Source organism: Ideonella sp., from assembly GCF_036277275.1.
Lineage (GTDB): Bacteria > Pseudomonadota > Gammaproteobacteria > Burkholderiales > Burkholderiaceae_C > Ideonella.
Map to the genome: position 1 here is coordinate 25,965 of NZ_DASUNH010000121.1, position 15,179 is coordinate 41,143.

The following is a 15,179-nucleotide window of genomic DNA, read 5'->3' on the forward strand; positions in this document are numbered from 1 at the left end:
GCTTGCCATCGATCACGACTTCAATGTCGCTGCTTCAGGGCAGTTGCGGGTTGTTTTCCGCGAAGTACTCGTGGCTGTCGGCGTTCTGGACGGCGGCCCTCGGGTTGTTGTCCGCCAGGTTCCGGCAGGCCGACTGGCCATAGGCGTTGTCGTCTGTGTTGGCGACGATGTCGAAGTGCGACATCTCGTGGATCAACGTGCCGCCCTTCGAATCGGTGCCCTTCATCGGTGCCGACCAGAACGCATTGCACAGGTAGATCTTGTACGGCTGGTTCGGGTAGACGTAGGCGTAGGCCGAGCTGGTGCACGAGCAGTCGAGCGTGATCGCCTGGTTCTTGAACGCGGAGTCGATCTTCTTGAAGTGCGTCTTCACCTTGTCCCAGCGCTTCTGGGTGAACGTGCCGAACCACTCGGTGTAGCGCTGCGTGCCTGACGGCGAGCCCATCATGTAGGCCTTCGACTCGGTGGAGTAGTCGATCGCGGCGTCGACGGCGCTGGTCAGCGTGGTCTGCTCGGATGACGTGCAGCCCCCTGTGAAGCTGATGTTGGCCTGGGTGCCTTCGCCCGCGGCGGCGACGGCGGCAGCTTCGATGGCTTCGCTGCGGCCTGAGGTCCACAGCGTCAGCGGTGCCGAGTTCTTGTACGAGGCTTCGCTGGCGCCCGCGCCGTCGCGGCCGACGAACTGGACCGCATAGCGGCCATTGCCCAGCTGGTACAGGCGGCTGAGGTCGACACGGTAGGTCTTCGAGGCGCCGGCCGGCAGGCGCACGTAGTCGGACGCGGTCGGCTTGTTCCACTTGACCATCGGGCCGACATAGCGCGCGGCGCTGCCGTCTTCTCGGGTGACGTTGAACAGCGGCACGTGCAGCTCTTCTTCAGGCAGGTACCGCTTCAGCACCTTCACGGTGTGGCCGGAAACGTTGGTGACGGTCACGTCGACGGCGACGCTCACATCGCCTTGCACCACCGGGCTGGCGGCACTCAGGCGGATGTCGAGCTTGTCGAGCGGCCCGGCCGATGCGGCCGCGGCGGCCAGCAAGGCGGCAGCAGGAATGGTCCACTTGGCAACTGGGTTCATGGCTCCTCCGAAATGACAACGACGTTGAATGGATACCGCAGCGGGCATGGCCGCGGCCCACGGAATCTAAGAGCCATGCGAGGTCACCCGCAGCGGGTTGACCCTTGCATTGACGCTTATTGACCGTTGTCTTTGGAAGAGATTGAAATGCCGTGTTACGTGCCCGGGCCCCAAGGTCCGGGCTGCACCCGGCCCGCCCCCAAGGAGAGCAAGAAGCTCGGGAGCGGCCCTTCGCTTCTTCGACGGCTCGATTCAAACGCGCGTCGGCTGTCAGCGCTCGACGAACGCCCGCTCGAACACGTAGTCGCCCGGCTCGCCCAGCCGTGGCGAGACCTTCAGCCCGTACTCGTCGAGCAGCGCGCAGGTGTCTTTGAGCATGCTGGGGCTGCCGCAGATCATTGCGCGGTCGACCTTCGGGTCCAGCGGCGCCAGGCCGATGTCGTCGAACAGCTTGTTGCTGTGCATCAGGTCGGTCAGCCGGCCCTGGTTCTTGAACGGCTCGCGCGTGACGGTCGGGTAGTAGATGAGCTTGGCCCGAACGTCTTCGCCGAAGAACTCGTTGCCCGGAAGCTCTTCTTCGATCATCTGGGCGTATGCCAATTCGCTCTTGGTGCGCACACCATGCACCAGCACCACCTTGTCGAAGCGGGCGTAGACATCCGGGTCCTTGATGATGCTGAGGAAGGGCGCCAGGCCCGTGCCGGTGCCGAACAGATACAGGTGCTTGCCGGGCAGCAGGTCGTGGATCAGCAAGGTGCCATGGGCCTTGCGGCCGACCAGCACCGTGTCGCCGACATGCAGGTGCTGCAGGCGCGAGGTCAGCGGTCCGTTGGGCACCTTGATGCTGAAGAACTCCAGCCGCTCGTCATAGTGCGCGCTGGCCACGCTGTAGGCGCGCATCAGCGGCTTGCCGTCGACCATCAGGCCGATCATCACGAACTGCCCGCTGTCGAAGCGCAGCGCGGCGTCGCGCGTGCATTGAAAGGTGAAGAGCGATTCGTTCCAGTGGTGGACGTGGGTGACCTTTTCAGTGCTGTAAGCGCTCATGGAGGGAGTTCCAGCCCGCGCAAGGGCTGTGACAAGGGGAGGACTCGCTATTACACCAGCCGCGCAATGGCCTCACCCATTGCGGTGGTGGAGGCCGTGCCGCCCAGGTCTGGCGTGCGCGGGCCATCGACCAGCACCTGCTCGATCGCCCGCACGATCGCGTCGTGTGCCTCGCGCTGGCCGAGGAAGTCGAGCATCAGCGCACCGGACCAGATCATCGCGACTGGGTTGGCGATGTTGCGGCCGAAGATGTCGGGCGCCGAACCGTGCACCGGCTCGAACAGCGACGGGAACTTGCGCTCCGGGTTCAGGTTGGCCGAAGGCGCGAGGCCGATCGTGCCGGTGCAGGCGGGGCCGAGGTCGGACAGGATGTCGCCGAACAGGTTGCTCGCGACGACCACGTCGAAACGCGTCGGCTGCAGCACGAAGCGGGCGCTGAGAATGTCGATGTGCTGTTTGTCGACAGACACGTCAGGGTAGTGCGCCTGCATCGCGTCGGCCCGGCCGTCCCACCACGGCATGCTGATGGCGATGCCGTTGCTCTTGGTCGCGACGGTCAGGTGCTTGCGAGCGCGCGAGCGCGCCAGCTCGAAGGCGTATTTCAGCACCCGGTCGGTGCCGTGGCGTGAGTACACCGATTCCTGGATCACGATCTCGCGTTCGGTGCCGGCGTACATCACGCCGCCGAGGTTGGTGTACTCGCCCTCGGTGTTCTCGCGCACGACGAAGAAGTCGATGTCACCGGCCCTGCGCGGGTTGCCTTTCTGATCGACCAGCGGGCAGGGGACGCCATCGAACAGGCGCACGGGCCGCAGGTTGATGTACTGGTCGAACTCGCGCCGGAACTTCAGCAGCGAGCCCCACAGCGAGACATGGTCCGGCACGGTGGCCGGCCACCCCACCGCGCCGAAGTAGATGGCGTCGTGATCGACGAGCTGGGTCTTCCAGTCGTCCGGCATCATCGCGCCATGCTTCAGGAAGTAGTCGCAGCTGGCCCACTCGATGGGGGTGGTCTGCAGTTGAAAGCCGAAGCGGCGTGCGGCGGCTTCGAGCACGCGCCGGCCTTCGGGCATCACTTCCTTGCCAATGCCATCACCCGGGATGATGGCGATCTTCAGCGTGGTGCTCATGCGGACTCCCGTAGGACTCAGTAAGGGCCGGTCGAGACCGGGTTCGAGGGGGGCTCACCCAGCCCGAACTCTGCTGCCAGGCGACGCGTGGCTTGCGCCAGCAGCGTCACGTCGATCCCGACCGCGACGAAACTCGCGCCCATCTCGAAATAGCGCCGCGCAAGCTGCGGGTCGGCCGTCAGCGTACCGGCGGCCTTGCCGCAGGCGACGATGCGGCGGATGGCATCGTCGACTGCCGCCTGGACTGCGGGGTGGCCGGGTCGGCCGCGCTGGCCCATCGATGCAGCCAGGTCCGCCGGGCCGATGAAGACACCGTCGACGCCATCGACCGCGCAAATGGCTTCGAGGTTGGCCAATGCGGTGACGGTCTCGGCTTGCACCAGCAGGCAGATCTCGTCGTTGGCGTGGTCGAGATAGTCGCGCTGCAGGCCCCAGCGCGACGCGCGGGCAATGCCGGCGCCGACGCCGCGCGTCCCTTGCGGGGCATACCGCGTGGCGGCGACCAGTGTCGTGGCTTGCTCGACGGTGTCGACCATCGGTACCAGCAGTGTCTGAGCGCCGATGTCGAGCAGTTGCTTGATCAACGCCGGGTCGCCGTTGACCGAGCGCACGATCGGGTGGGCCGGGTAGGGCGCCACGCCCTGCAGTTGCGCGAGCATGCTGAGGACGTCGTTCGGGCCGTGTTCGCCGTCGATCAACAGCCAGTCGAAGCCGGCCGTGGCGCAGATCTCGGCGCTGTAGGCGTCGGCCATCGACAGCCACAAGCCCACTCGCCGGTCGCGACGGGCCAGTGCTGCCTTGAAGGTATTCAACATCGTGGGGTCCTCGGGCATCGCCATCGGAATCCACGGTACACCACCCGCCAAAAGAAAAACCCCTTGCGGATCGGCGGCGACCGGCAAGGGGTTGGTATGGTGGTGGCGCTTCAGGGATTCGAACCCCGGACCTGCGGATTATGATTCCGTCGCTCTAACCGACTGAGCTAAAGCGCCAACAGCCTTCGATTATATACAGCGAACTCGGCGTGGGCCAAGCACCCTCGCCGAAGTTGCCTCGCATTGCCACCGAATGTTCAGTTTCTTCAAGAAAAAGTCCGCTCCGCCTCCTCCGGCACCAGGCCCCGCCCCGGTTGACCTGCGGGACTTCACGCCCGCTGCGGCGCCGGCTGTCGCCACGCCCGCACCCGTGGTGGCGACGCCGGTCGCGCCGTCCCCGGTTGCTGCACCGCCTGTCGTACCGGCTGGGGCGGCGCTCGCACCGGCGCCTGTGCCAGTTGCCGCACCGCACGCTGCGCCTGCGCCGAAGTCGTCCGCTCCGATGCCGGCGGTGCCTGTTCCAACCCCCGCACCGATGCCGGCACCTTCCGCGTCCGCGACCATGTGGTCCGCGTTGGCCCCCTCGGCGCCGATGCCGGCGCCTGCCGTTACCGCTGCGCCGACACCCGCCTCCGAGCGTGCCGGCTGGCTCGGCCGCTTGCGCCAAGGCCTGGCCAAGACCGGCTCCAGCATTGCCCAGGTCTTCACCGGCACCCGCATCGACGAGGCGCTGTACGAAGAGCTCGAGGCGGCGCTGCTGATGGCCGATGCCGGCGTCAAAGCCACCGAATACTTGCTGAGCGACCTGAAGCGCCGCGTCAAAGAACGCAAGGCCGAGAGCCCGGCCGAGGTGCGCGCGCTGCTGGCCGATGCCTTGACCGACTTGCTGACGCCACTGCAGCGCTCACTGCAGATTGGCGAGCAGCAGCCGACGGTGATGATGGTGGTCGGCGTCAATGGCGCCGGCAAGACCACCAGCATCGGCAAGCTGACGCGTCATCTGGCCGACGCCGAGCAGACGGTGCTGCTCGCGGCCGCCGACACCTTCCGCGCTGCGGCGCGCGAGCAGCTGGCGGTTTGGGCCGATCGCAACCAGGTCCAGATCGTCAGCCAGGAAGGCGGCGACCCCGCTGCGGTGACCTACGACGCGGTGGTGGCCGGCAAGGCGCGGGGCGCCGATGTGGTGATCGCCGACACGGCGGGCCGCCTGCCGACCCAGCTGCACCTGATGGAGGAGCTGAAGAAGATCCGCCGCACGATCACCAAGGCCGAAGCGAGCGCGCCGCACGAGGTGCTGCTGGTGGTCGACGGCAACACCGGCCAGAACGCGCTGACCCAGGTCAAGGCGTTCGACGACGCGCTGCAGCTGACCGGGCTGATCGTCACCAAGCTGGACGGCACGGCCAAGGGCGGCGTGCTGGCGGCGATCGCGCGCGAGCGGCCGGTGCCGGTGTATTTCGTCGGTGTCGGCGAAAAGCTGGAAGACCTCGAAACCTTCAGCGCGCGCGAGTTTGCGCAGGCGCTGCTGGGCTGACGCGCTGGGCGCGCGCCGGCTCAGTCGTCGCGCGGCGGGCGGCCGGTGCCGTCCAGGTCGTTGAACCAGGTCGTCGGCGGCGGCTCGAGCGGCTCGTCGAGCTCGCGCGCGTCGGCCACCGGGATCGGAACGGCTGCGGCGCGTTCGGCACGCTCGGCCATTGCGGCGCGTTCTTCACGTGCCTTCTGGGCTTCGTGCGGGAACAGGGCATGCCGCGCCGCGGTCGGTGTCGGGATGTCGTTGTCGGGCCAGACCAGCACATGGATACCCGCCGCCTTCAGCACGCGCACCATGCGGTTGTGGCGCTGGATGCTGCGCGGGCTCTCTTCGGCGCCTCGTATTTCGATCACGGCGAGCACCTCGGACGTGGCGTCGCAGACCAGCAGGTCGGCGCTCAGTTGGCCGACTCGGCTGAGCCACTCCCCATACGAGTAGCGTGTCGGCACACGCATGAAGCGCGACAGCGGCACTTGCGCCAGAACGAGGTTGCCAGGCAGTGCCTTCACCAGCGTTTCATAGGCCTGGCGCTCTGGCACGCTGAGGATGCGCGTGGCGGTCGGCGGCCAGTCGGCCACGGTGTCACGGGCTTCGACAACGCGTTGCTTGGCGACCTTGGCTTTCGCCTTGCGCTGCTTGTCCCACATCATCGCTGCGGCGCCGCCGACGACCAGCACGGCGATCAAGATTCCGATCAACAGATACATCTGAGCAAATCCTGTGGTGGTGGCGGGGAGGTGTGGATCAACGGGGGCCGAGGCCGCCCATGCCACCCAGGCCCTTCATGCCGCCCATGCGCTTCATCATCTTCATCAGGCCGCCGCCCTTCATCTTCTTCATCATGCCCTGCATCTGCTCAAACTGATTGAGCATGCGGTTGACATCCTGAATCTGTACGCCAGCCCCCTGGGCGATGCGGCGCTTGCGGCTGGCCTTGGTCTTGCCGTCGAGCAGCAGCGCGGGCTGGCGTCGCTCCTTCGCGGTCATCGCGTTGAGCATGCCCTCCATGCGCTTCATGTCGCGCTCGGCGCGGTCCATGTCGGCCTGACCAGTCTTGGCGGTCAACTGGGTGGGCAGCTTGTCCATCAGGCTACCCAGCCCCCCCATCTTCTTCATCTGGCTGATCTGCGACAGGAAGTCGTTCAGGTCGAAACCGTCGCCTGACTTGACCTTGTCGGCCAGCTTCTTCGCCGCGTCGAGGTCGACGCCCTTCTGCACCTCTTCGACCAGCGCAACGATGTCGCCCATGCCGAGCACGCGGCCGGCGTGGCGCTCGGCGTCGAAGACCTCCAGCCCGTCGATCTTCTCCGACACGCCGGCGAACTTGATCGGCGCACCGGTGATCTGCCGCACCGACATCGCCGCGCCGCCGCGCGAATCGCCGTCGAGCTTGGTCAGGATGATGCCGGTCAGCGGCAGCGCTTCCTTGAAGGCCTTGGCGGTGTTGATCGCGTCCTGGCCCTGCATCGCGTCGACGACGAACAGCGTCTCCACCGGGTTCAGCGTCGCGTGCAGTTCGCGGATCTCGGCCATCAGCGCTTCGTCGATCGCCAGGCGGCCGGCGGTGTCGACCAGCAGCACGTCGAAGTAGTGCTTTCTTGCGTAGTCGATCGCGGCCAGCGCGATGTCACGCGGCTTCTGGTCGGGCGTGGAAGGGAACCACTCGCCGCCGGCCTGCTTGGTCACCGTCTTCAGCTGCTCGATCGCGGCCGGCCTGTAGACGTCGGCCGAGACCGTCAGCACCTTCTTCTTGCGCTTCTCGATCAGGTGCTTGGTCAGCTTGGCGGTGGTGGTGGTCTTGCCGGCGCCTTGCAGGCCCGCCATCAGGATGACCGCCGGCGGTTGTGCGGCGAGGTTGATGTCGGCCACCCCCTCGCCCATCGTCGCGGCGAGTTCCTTGTGGACCAGCGACACCAGCACCTGACCGGGGTTCAGCGAGCCGATCACCTCCTGGCCCAGCGCCTTGTCCTTGACGCGGGCGATGAAGTCGCGCACGACGGGCAGCGCCACGTCGGCTTCGAGCAACGCCATGCGCACCTCGCGCAACATGTCCTGCACGTTGGACTCGGTGATGCGGGCCTGGCCGCGCATGGTCTTGACCAGGCGCGACAGTCTGTCGGTGAGGGTGGATGCCATGGGTGTGCGCGCCGTGTGGAAGGGCTTTTTCCCTGCTGGGAGCCCGCGACGCGCCGGTAAACTGTGGCCATGATTTTATCCGCTGACCCTGCGGTGTTCTGCGCTATGGCGGCCATGCTGGCGTACCTGGGCGCTTTGCTGCCGGCGGCGCCGCAAAGGCGATGGCCGGCGCAACTGCTTTTCTTGGCCTGGGTGCTGCATGCGGTGGTGCTGCTGAGTGGTGCCGGTGTATGGGCCGGCGATGCACAGGGCTTGCGTCTGGGGTTTGCGCCGGTGCTGTCGCTGACCGTCTGGCTGGTGCTGGCCGTGCATGGGATCGAAAGCCGGTTCCTGCCGGTGACGATGGCGCGCCGCACGCTGGCATTGGCCGGGGCCCTGGCGGTGTTGCTGGCTTGGGTCTTTCCGGGTGAGGTTCGGGCGATCGCCCACTCGCGCTGGGCTCCGTTGCACTGGGTGCTGGGCATCACTTCGTATGGTCTGTTCGGGGCGGCCGTGCTGCACGCGGTGCTGCTCGATACGGCCGACAAGCGGCTTCGTCACAAAGGGCCAGGCGGCGGCTCAGGCAGCATTGGTGGCGGTGGCTTGCCGCTGCTGACGTTGGAGCGCCTGACCTTTCGTTTCGTCGAGGCTGGGTTCGTCGCGCTCACGCTGGCGCTGTGGCTGGGCCTGCAGTCGGGAAGCCAATGGCACTGGGACCGCAAGAGCGTGCTGTCTGTGCTTGGCTGGGCCACGTTTGCCGCGCTGATCGTCGGCCGCTTGTGGCGTGGTTGGCGCGGGCGCCAGGCCACGCGCTGGCTTTACGCCGGCTCGCTGTTGTTGCTGTTGGCTTACGTTGGCACCCGTTTCGTCTACGAGGTGGTGTTGCAGCGCGCTCCCGCATGATCAAGTGGCTGCTCACGATCGCGATCGTCGTGATCGCGCTGATGCTGTGGTTCGGCAAGGGCCGCGGCGGTGGCGCCGCGTCCCAGCGGCGGCGTACACCAGGCCCCGAGGCCATGGTGTCTTGCGCGCATTGCGGCCTGCACCTGCCGCGGCCGGATGCGCTGGAAGGCGAGGGAGGGCGTCACTACTGCAGCGTCGAGCATCGCCGGCTGGGGCCGGGGGCGTCGGGCTGATGGACCGCTGATGGCGTCCAAAGACAGCGCCCGCCGCACGCAGTCGACCGGCAGCGCCCCTGCCACGGGTGGCGGCGAGTCCTGGCTCGAGGCCCTGGGCTTCGGCGAGCCTTCCGCCCTGGAGGGCGGCTCGACGATCGATCCCCGCTGGGCCGACCACTCTGGCACCGCCGGTGACGACAGCAGCTTCCTGTCGCGACAGGCCAGGCGCCTGGTCAGTGCCGACCACAGCGCCCACCAACGCGTCTACCGGACCTACCTGACCGCCCGCGCGGCGCTGGGCATGACGCTGGTGCTGGCGCAGCTGGCGATCGACCTGTTCGGCGGCCGCGGCCCGTCGCTGGTGCTGATGTTGTGCGGCGCCTATGCCTTGCAGGCGATGGTGCTGCGGCTGTGGACTGCCGGTGACGATCGGCCCTCGGGTGTCGGCCGGCGACGCTGGCGCTGGTGGGCCACGGTCGGCGTGGACCTGCTCGCCTTCGGCGCGATGCATTGGCTGGAGCCCAACGCCACACTGAATCACGCGGCGTTGCTGGTGTTGCCGGTGTTGATGGCGGGTGTGCTGAGTGCGCGCGTGCCGGCGCTGGCCACCGCCGCGGCGGCCAGCTTGTTGCTGCTGGCCTCGGCCTGGCAGCGGGCGATGGCCGGGGGCGACATCACGCCGCTGTTGTCTCAGGCCGGCTTGGCCGGCATGGGGCTGTTTGTCATCGTGTTGGTGGCCGGCCAGATGGCCAGCCGCCTCGCACGCGAAGAGCGGACCGCGCGTGGCAGCCTCGAGCTGGCGCGGCAGCAGGCCGAGCTGAACCGGTTGGTGATCGACGAGATGAGCGACGGCGTGCTGGTGGTTGACCGCCGAGGCCGCGTGCGCGCCGCCAACCCAGCTGCGCGGGCCTTGTTGTCCGAGCGTGGGGCGTGTCCGCCGGCGCCGTTCTCGTTGGCCAGCCAGCCGGGCTGGGGGCGCTTGCAGGAAGCTGTCGCGGGCGCCTACGAATCGGGCCAGTGGCCGGCGACGGGCATGGACATTACCGTGGCCTATGCGGGTGAAACGCCGCGCTCGATTCGTGTGCGCGCGCGCTTCACGCGTGGTGTGCGTTTGAACGGCGCCGCCACGCCGGACCGCGCGACCGACGAGGTGCTGGGCGTGCTGTTCATGGAGGAGCTGCGCACCGTGCTGGCCCGCCAACGCGAGGAGCGCCTGGTCGCGATGGGCCGCATCTCGGCCGGCATCGCGCACGAGATTCGCAACCCTCTGGCGGCGGTTTCGCAGGCCAATGCACTGCTGCAGGAAGACGTGCTGCGGCCCGACCAGCAGCGCCTGGTCCGCATCGTGGCCGACAACGTCGAGCGCTTGCGCCGGATCGTCGACGACGTGATGGAAGCCGCTCCCGGGAGCATGTCGCCTTCGCGCACCATCGATGCGACGGCCGAGGTAGCGGCCATCTGCGCCGAATGGGCGCGCACCGAGGGCCTGGTGCTGGGCGGCGACAGCCGGTTGCGCGTGATGCTGCCGAAGGAGCCGCTGGGCGCTGTCTTCGACCCTGACCATTTGCGTCGCGTACTGATCAACCTGCTCGAGAACGCGTTGCGCCATGCGAGTGACCGGGCGGGGGCGGTGCTGGTGATCCTGGAAGCGCTCGACGGCCCGTTCGTGCGGCTGGCCGTGGCGAGCGATGGTGATCCGATCCCGGCCGACGTCGAGCCCCACCTGTTCGAACCGTTCCATTCCACCCGCAGTCGCGGCACCGGCCTGGGCCTTTATATATGTCGCGAGCTGTGCGAACGCCATGGCGCCAGCATCGACTACCTGCGTCGCCCCGACGAGCGCCACACCAATCTGTTCCAGGTGGTGATGCAGCGTGACGCGGTGGCGGCCGAAGGAAGGCTGCACCTGTGACGCTGCCTGAATCAACATACCGCTCTCGATGGGCCAGAGGTTGTCATGACTGAATCGTTTGCTGCGGGCGGTGTGCTGGTCGTGGACGACGAGCCCGATCTGCTGACCCTGTACGAACTGACGCTGCTGCGCGAAGGCCATGAGGTCGAGACCGCGTCCACCGTGGCCGAGGCCTGGGCGCGGCTGCAGGAACGCGTGTTCCGCTTGGTCATCAGCGACATGCGCTTGCCTGATGGCTCAGGGCTGGAGCTGATGCACCGGTTGGAGCAGGCGAAGCGGCCGGAGAAGGTGATCGTGATCACCGCTTACGGCTCGGCCGAGAATGCGGTCGAGGCATTGAAGGCCGGCGCCTTCGACTACCTGACCAAGCCGGTGGATCTGCGCCAATTCCGCGCCGTGGTCGCCAGCGCTTTGGGCCGGGCCGCGCCGACGGCTGCGCCTAGACCCGGCGTGCCGGCCGCGAGTGCGCCGTTGGCGCGCTTGGTCGGTGGCTCGGACGCGATGCGTCAGGTCAAGGAGCTGATCGAGAAGGTCGCGCGCAGCATGGCGCCAGCGTTGGTGCAGGGCGAGTCCGGCACCGGCAAGGAGCTGGTCGCGCGGGCCATCCACGAGGTCAGTGCGCGCGCCGGTCAGCCGTTCGTCGCGGTCAACTGCGGCGCGATCCCCGAGAACCTGCTGGAGGCCGAGTTCTTCGGCTACCGCAAGGGCGCTTTCACTGGGGCCACCGAAGACCGTGCCGGTTTCTTCCAGGCCGCCAACGGCGGCACCTTGTTCCTCGACGAAATCGGCGACCTGCCGCTGGCGATGCAAAGCAAGCTGCTGCGTGTGATCCAGGAGCGCGCGGTGCGGCCACTCGGTGCGGTGACCGAAGTGCCGCTGAACGTGCGTATCGTCAGCGCGACCCACAAGGATCTGGTGGCCGAAGTTGCCGCCGGGCGTTTCCGCCAGGACTTGTTCTACCGCTTGAACGTGATCCGCATCGACGTACCGCCCTTGCGCGAGCGCCGCGGCGATCTCCATTCCATCAGCCTGGCACTGCTGGACCGCATCGCCCGCGACGCCGGGGTCAGCCCAGCACCTCGACTGACGCCCGCCGCGCATGAGCGCCTGACGCACTACCCCTTTCCGGGCAACGTGCGTGAACTGGAGAACCTGCTGCACCGCGCCGTGGCCTTGTCGCCCGGCGACCTGCTGGACGCTGAAGACCTGGGCCTGCCCGAGGCGGTGTTGCAGGACAGCGGCGGTGACACCGAGGCCGGCTCGCTGAGTGCCGAGTTGGCCACCGTGCCTGCGGTGTCGGGTGCAGCGGCAGACAACGAGCTGGTGTTGCCGAACGATCTGGCGCGTCACCTCGACGAGGTCGAGCGCGCGATCCTCGTGCGGGCCTTGGAGCAGCATGGCTTCAACCGCACGGCAGCCGGGGCTCGGCTCGGCCTGTCGCTGCGCCAGATGCGCTACCGCATGGCGCGGCTGGGCATCACCGAGGGCGGCGACAGCCACGGCGGCGACAACAACCACGGCGCCGAACACGCGTGAGCTGGGTCGACGGCTGGTGGTCGGGCGCGCGCGCCATCGTGTCGCCGAATTTCGGGCCGCGCCCGGCGCCTGCCGAGGTCTCGCTGGTGGTGCTGCACTCGATCAGCCTGCCGCCCGGAACGTACGGGGGTGACGCAGTCGAGCAGCTGTTCACCAACCGCCTGGATCCTGACGCCCACCCTGCGTTCGCCGAGCTGCGCGGCTTGCAGGTGTCGGCTCACTTCTTTCTCCGCCGCGATGGCCGCTTGCAGCAGTTCGTGTCCTGCGATCAGCGGGCCTGGCATGCCGGCGTGTCGCGTTGGCGCGGGCGCGACAACTGCAACGACTACTCGATCGGCATCGAGCTCGAGGGGCTCGAAGGGGATCGCTTCGAGGCGGCGCAGTACGAGCGGCTGGTGACGCTGCTGCGTGTCCTGCAAAAGAGGTACGGCCGCTTCGATGTGGCGGGACACGAACACGTGGCACCGGCCCGCAAGCGCGATCCCGGTCCAGGCTTCGATTGGGCGGGGCTGATCGGGCGCCTGGGCTGGCGCGCCGACCGATTTCCCGCGCCGCCGACCTGAGCCCGCCACCTCAATGCCGATGCGGCCTCGGCGGTGGTTTGGCCGCGCAGCCCGCATGAATACTGGCCTTGCTTTCGTGTCGCTCGAAACCATGCGGGCTCGTGCCGTCATCACGTTGACATGCGTCTGGTGCTGGTGCTCGAAGATCAAGGCAGGTGCCAATCGTCAAGAGGGTAATTCATTCCACACCACACTATAGGTAGTGCTTGTGGCGCCTGGTGACGCTAGCTATAGTGTGCTTTCGTGCTAACCTCTCGGCACTTTCAAAAGCCCATGTCTGTTGTCTCTGGCTTGTTGAACGCCCGCATGACCGGGCGCTTGGAACAGCCGTCACAGACTCCGGCATCCTCTTCTGCCCCGAGACCTCGGGGTCACAAGCACCGACGACGATGAACCTCGTGTCGCGCTGCCGGCAGGCCTGACGGCCTGGTCGGTGCAGGCACGAGGCATCGCCGTCGCCGGCGTGGAAGGGGTTTGCCGGCGCGGGTTCAAGGTCCGCATATTCACCGCTGCATATTCAAACAAGGGGATTCCATGCAAGCCGTTGCTCCCATCAGCACCGATGCCGCCGTCCCGGCGCGGCCGGCCACCGCACCCAACGCTGCGGGCAGCCTGCCCAATGCCTACCAGGGTTACCAGACGATTCGCCGCAATGGTGCGGTCGTGGCCTTCGAGCCGAACAAGATCGCGGTCGCGCTGATGAAAGCTTTCCTGGCAGTGCATGGCACGCAGGGTGCGGCCTCGGCGAGCGTGCGCGAAACGGTGGACGCATTGACCGAGACGGTCGTGCGTGCGCTGCTGCGCTCGCGCCCGGCCGGCGGCACCTTCCACATCGAAGACGTGCAAGACCAGGTCGAGCTGGGCTTGATGCGCAGCGGCCACCACGAAGTGGCGCGTGCCTACGTGCTGTACCGCGAGCGCCGCGCGCAAGAGCGAGCCAAGCAGGCACCGACTGCGGTGGCGGCACCGGCCCATGCATTGCACGTGATCGACGCAGGCCAGCGCGTGCCGCTGGACGAAGCGCGCCTGCAAGCCCTGGTCGAGTCCGCCTGCGCGGGCCTCGGTGAAGACGTTCGTCCCGAGCCGATCCTGGCCGAGACGCGCCGCAACCTGTACGACGGCGTGCCGATCGACGAGGTCTACAAGGCAGCCATCCTGGCCGCCCGCACGCTGATCGAGCAAGACCCGGCCTACACCCGCGCCACCGCGCGCCTGCTGCTGCACACGATCCGTCGCGAGATCATCGGTGGCGAGGTGATGCAAGGCGAGATGGTCGCGAAGTACGCCGAGTACTTCCCGAAGTACATCAAGAAGGGCGTCGAAGCCGAGCTGCTGGACGAGAAGCTGATGCAGTTCGACCTGGCCAAGCTCGGTGCCGCGCTGAACGCCGACCGCGACCTGCAGTTCGACTACCTCGGCCTGCAGACGCTGTACGACCGCTACTTCCTGCACATCGAAGAAACCCGCATCGAGATGCCGCAGGCCTTCTTCATGCGCGTCGCGATGGGCCTGGCGCTGAACGAGATCGACCGCGAGACGCGTGCGATCGAGTTCTACAACGTGCTGTCGACCTTTGACTTCATGTCGTCGACGCCGACGCTGTTCAACGCCGGCACCCGCCGCTCGCAGCTGTCGTCGTGCTACCTGACGACGGTGGCCGACGACCTGGACGGCATCTATGAAGCGCTGAAAGAGAACGCGCTGCTGTCGAAGTTCGCCGGCGGCCTGGGTAACGACTGGACCAACGTCCGCGCGCTGGGCTCGTACATCAAGGGCACCAACGGCAAGAGCCAAGGCGTGGTGCCGTTCCTGAAAGTGGTCAACGACACGGCGGTCGCCGTCAACCAGGGCGGCAAGCGCAAGGGCGCCGTCTGCGCCTACCTGGAGACCTGGCACCTGGACATCGAAGAGTTCCTCGAGCTGCGCAAGAACACCGGCGACGACCGCCGCCGCACGCACGACATGAACACCGCGAACTGGATCCCGGATCTGTTCATGCGCCGCGTGATGGAAGGTGCCGACTGGACGCTGTTCTCGCCGTCGACCTGCCCTGACCTGCACGACAAGATCGGTGCCGAGTTCGAAAAGGCCTACGTCGCCTACGAAGCGAAGGTCGACCGCGGCGAGATCAAGCTGTTCAAGCGCATGCCGGCGAAAGACCTGTGGCGCAAGATGCTCTCGATGCTGTTCGAGACCGGCCACCCCTGGATCACCTTCAAGGACGCCTGCAACGTGCGCTCGCCGCAGCAGCACATCGGCGTCGTGCACAGCTCGAACCTGTGCACCGAGATCACGCTGAACACCAGCGATACCGAGATCGCGGTCTGCAACCTT

Annotated in this window: 13 protein-coding genes and 1 tRNA gene; 7 read left to right on the forward strand and 7 right to left on the reverse strand. The window is 67.2% G+C overall.

The genetic code is table 11. The features are described 5' to 3' along the window. Positions 1 to 34: 34 nt before the first annotated feature. From VFY73_RS20210 to VFY73_RS20230, 5 genes are all read right to left on the reverse strand, one after another. Positions 35 to 1,078: a M35 family metallo-endopeptidase gene (locus tag VFY73_RS20210; protein ID WP_329722142.1), complete on the reverse strand. Its 1,044-nt coding sequence runs from the start codon at positions 1,076 to 1,078 to the stop codon at positions 35 to 37. 270 nt (positions 1,079 to 1,348) lie between these two features. Further along, positions 1,349 to 2,125, reverse strand: a complete 777-nt coding sequence (locus VFY73_RS20215) for a ferredoxin--NADP reductase (protein ID WP_329722144.1) — start codon at positions 2,123 to 2,125, stop codon at positions 1,349 to 1,351. Positions 2,126 to 2,175: 50 nt separating this feature from the next. After that, a complete protein-coding gene (locus VFY73_RS20220) occupies positions 2,176 to 3,255 on the reverse strand; it encodes a tartrate dehydrogenase (RefSeq protein WP_329722146.1) in 1,080 nt (359 codons plus the stop codon). Positions 3,256 to 3,272: 17 nt separating this feature from the next. Further along, entirely contained in the window at positions 3,273 to 4,070 is a 798-nt protein-coding gene (hpaI, locus tag VFY73_RS20225; protein WP_414654499.1) for a 4-hydroxy-2-oxoheptanedioate aldolase, read from the reverse strand. Positions 4,071 to 4,170: 100 nt separating this feature from the next. Beyond that, a tRNA-Met gene (locus VFY73_RS20230) sits at positions 4,171 to 4,247 on the reverse strand. 76 nt (positions 4,248 to 4,323) lie between these two features. Between VFY73_RS20230 and ftsY the strand changes: the two genes are divergently transcribed. Beyond that, positions 4,324 to 5,604: a signal recognition particle-docking protein FtsY gene (gene ftsY, locus VFY73_RS20235; protein ID WP_414654500.1), complete on the forward strand. Its 1,281-nt coding sequence runs from the start codon at positions 4,324 to 4,326 to the stop codon at positions 5,602 to 5,604. Between the two features lie 20 nt (positions 5,605 to 5,624). Here the strand turns inward: ftsY and VFY73_RS20240 are convergent, their stop codons facing one another. Beyond that, on the reverse strand, positions 5,625 to 6,308 hold the full coding sequence (locus VFY73_RS20240; protein WP_329722150.1) for a DUF2726 domain-containing protein: 684 nt from the start codon (positions 6,306 to 6,308) through the stop codon (positions 5,625 to 5,627). A 37-nt stretch (positions 6,309 to 6,345) separates the two neighbouring features. After that, positions 6,346 to 7,737: a signal recognition particle protein gene (gene ffh / locus VFY73_RS20245; protein WP_329722152.1), complete on the reverse strand. Its 1,392-nt coding sequence runs from the start codon at positions 7,735 to 7,737 to the stop codon at positions 6,346 to 6,348. A 69-nt stretch (positions 7,738 to 7,806) separates the two neighbouring features. Between ffh and VFY73_RS20250 the strand changes: the two genes are divergently transcribed. The 6 genes from VFY73_RS20250 to VFY73_RS20275 all read left to right on the forward strand — a co-directional run. Continuing rightward, positions 7,807 to 8,619, forward strand: a complete 813-nt coding sequence (locus VFY73_RS20250; RefSeq protein WP_329722154.1) for a cytochrome C assembly family protein — start codon at positions 7,807 to 7,809, stop codon at positions 8,617 to 8,619. Then, complete coding sequence (locus tag VFY73_RS20255) at positions 8,616 to 8,852, forward strand: PP0621 family protein (RefSeq protein ID WP_329722156.1); 237 nt, start codon at positions 8,616 to 8,618, stop codon at positions 8,850 to 8,852. Before VFY73_RS20250 ends, VFY73_RS20255 begins: the two co-directional genes overlap by 4 nt. A gap of 10 nt (positions 8,853 to 8,862) precedes the next feature. Then, entirely contained in the window at positions 8,863 to 10,746 is a 1,884-nt protein-coding gene (locus tag VFY73_RS20260; protein ID WP_329722158.1) for a sensor histidine kinase, read from the forward strand. Between the two features lie 45 nt (positions 10,747 to 10,791). Beyond that, positions 10,792 to 12,282, forward strand: a complete 1,491-nt coding sequence (locus VFY73_RS20265) for a sigma-54 dependent transcriptional regulator (protein WP_329722160.1) — start codon at positions 10,792 to 10,794, stop codon at positions 12,280 to 12,282. Next, a complete protein-coding gene (ampD, locus tag VFY73_RS20270) occupies positions 12,279 to 12,845 on the forward strand; it encodes a 1,6-anhydro-N-acetylmuramyl-L-alanine amidase AmpD (RefSeq protein WP_329722162.1) in 567 nt (188 codons plus the stop codon). Before VFY73_RS20265 ends, ampD begins: the two co-directional genes overlap by 4 nt. A gap of 534 nt (positions 12,846 to 13,379) precedes the next feature. Then, positions 13,380 to 15,179 (forward strand): ribonucleoside-diphosphate reductase subunit alpha (locus tag VFY73_RS20275; protein WP_329722164.1); only part of this gene is annotated, 1,800 nt, incomplete at its 3' end.

Bases quoted from the DNA above. Each gene is read 5' to 3' on its own strand.
- VFY73_RS20210 (WP_329722142.1), bottom strand. From the start codon at position 1,078: ATGAACCCAGTTGCCAAGTGGACCATTCCTGCTGCCGCCTTGCTGGCC.
- VFY73_RS20215 (WP_329722144.1), bottom strand. From the start codon at position 2,125: ATGAGCGCTTACAGCACTGAAAAGGTCACCCACGTCCACCACTGGAAC.
- VFY73_RS20220 (WP_329722146.1), bottom strand. From the start codon at position 3,255: ATGAGCACCACGCTGAAGATCGCCATCATCCCGGGTGATGGCATTGGC.
- hpaI (WP_414654499.1), bottom strand. From the start codon at position 4,070: ATGTTGAATACCTTCAAGGCAGCACTGGCCCGTCGCGACCGGCGAGTG.
- ftsY (WP_414654500.1), top strand. From the start codon at position 4,324: ATGTTCAGTTTCTTCAAGAAAAAGTCCGCTCCGCCTCCTCCGGCACCA.
- VFY73_RS20240 (WP_329722150.1), bottom strand. From the start codon at position 6,308: ATGTATCTGTTGATCGGAATCTTGATCGCCGTGCTGGTCGTCGGCGGC.
- ffh (WP_329722152.1), bottom strand. From the start codon at position 7,737: ATGGCATCCACCCTCACCGACAGACTGTCGCGCCTGGTCAAGACCATG.
- VFY73_RS20250 (WP_329722154.1), top strand. From the start codon at position 7,807: ATGATTTTATCCGCTGACCCTGCGGTGTTCTGCGCTATGGCGGCCATG.
- VFY73_RS20255 (WP_329722156.1), top strand. From the start codon at position 8,616: ATGATCAAGTGGCTGCTCACGATCGCGATCGTCGTGATCGCGCTGATG.
- VFY73_RS20260 (WP_329722158.1), top strand. From the start codon at position 8,863: ATGGCGTCCAAAGACAGCGCCCGCCGCACGCAGTCGACCGGCAGCGCC.
- VFY73_RS20265 (WP_329722160.1), top strand. From the start codon at position 10,792: ATGACTGAATCGTTTGCTGCGGGCGGTGTGCTGGTCGTGGACGACGAG.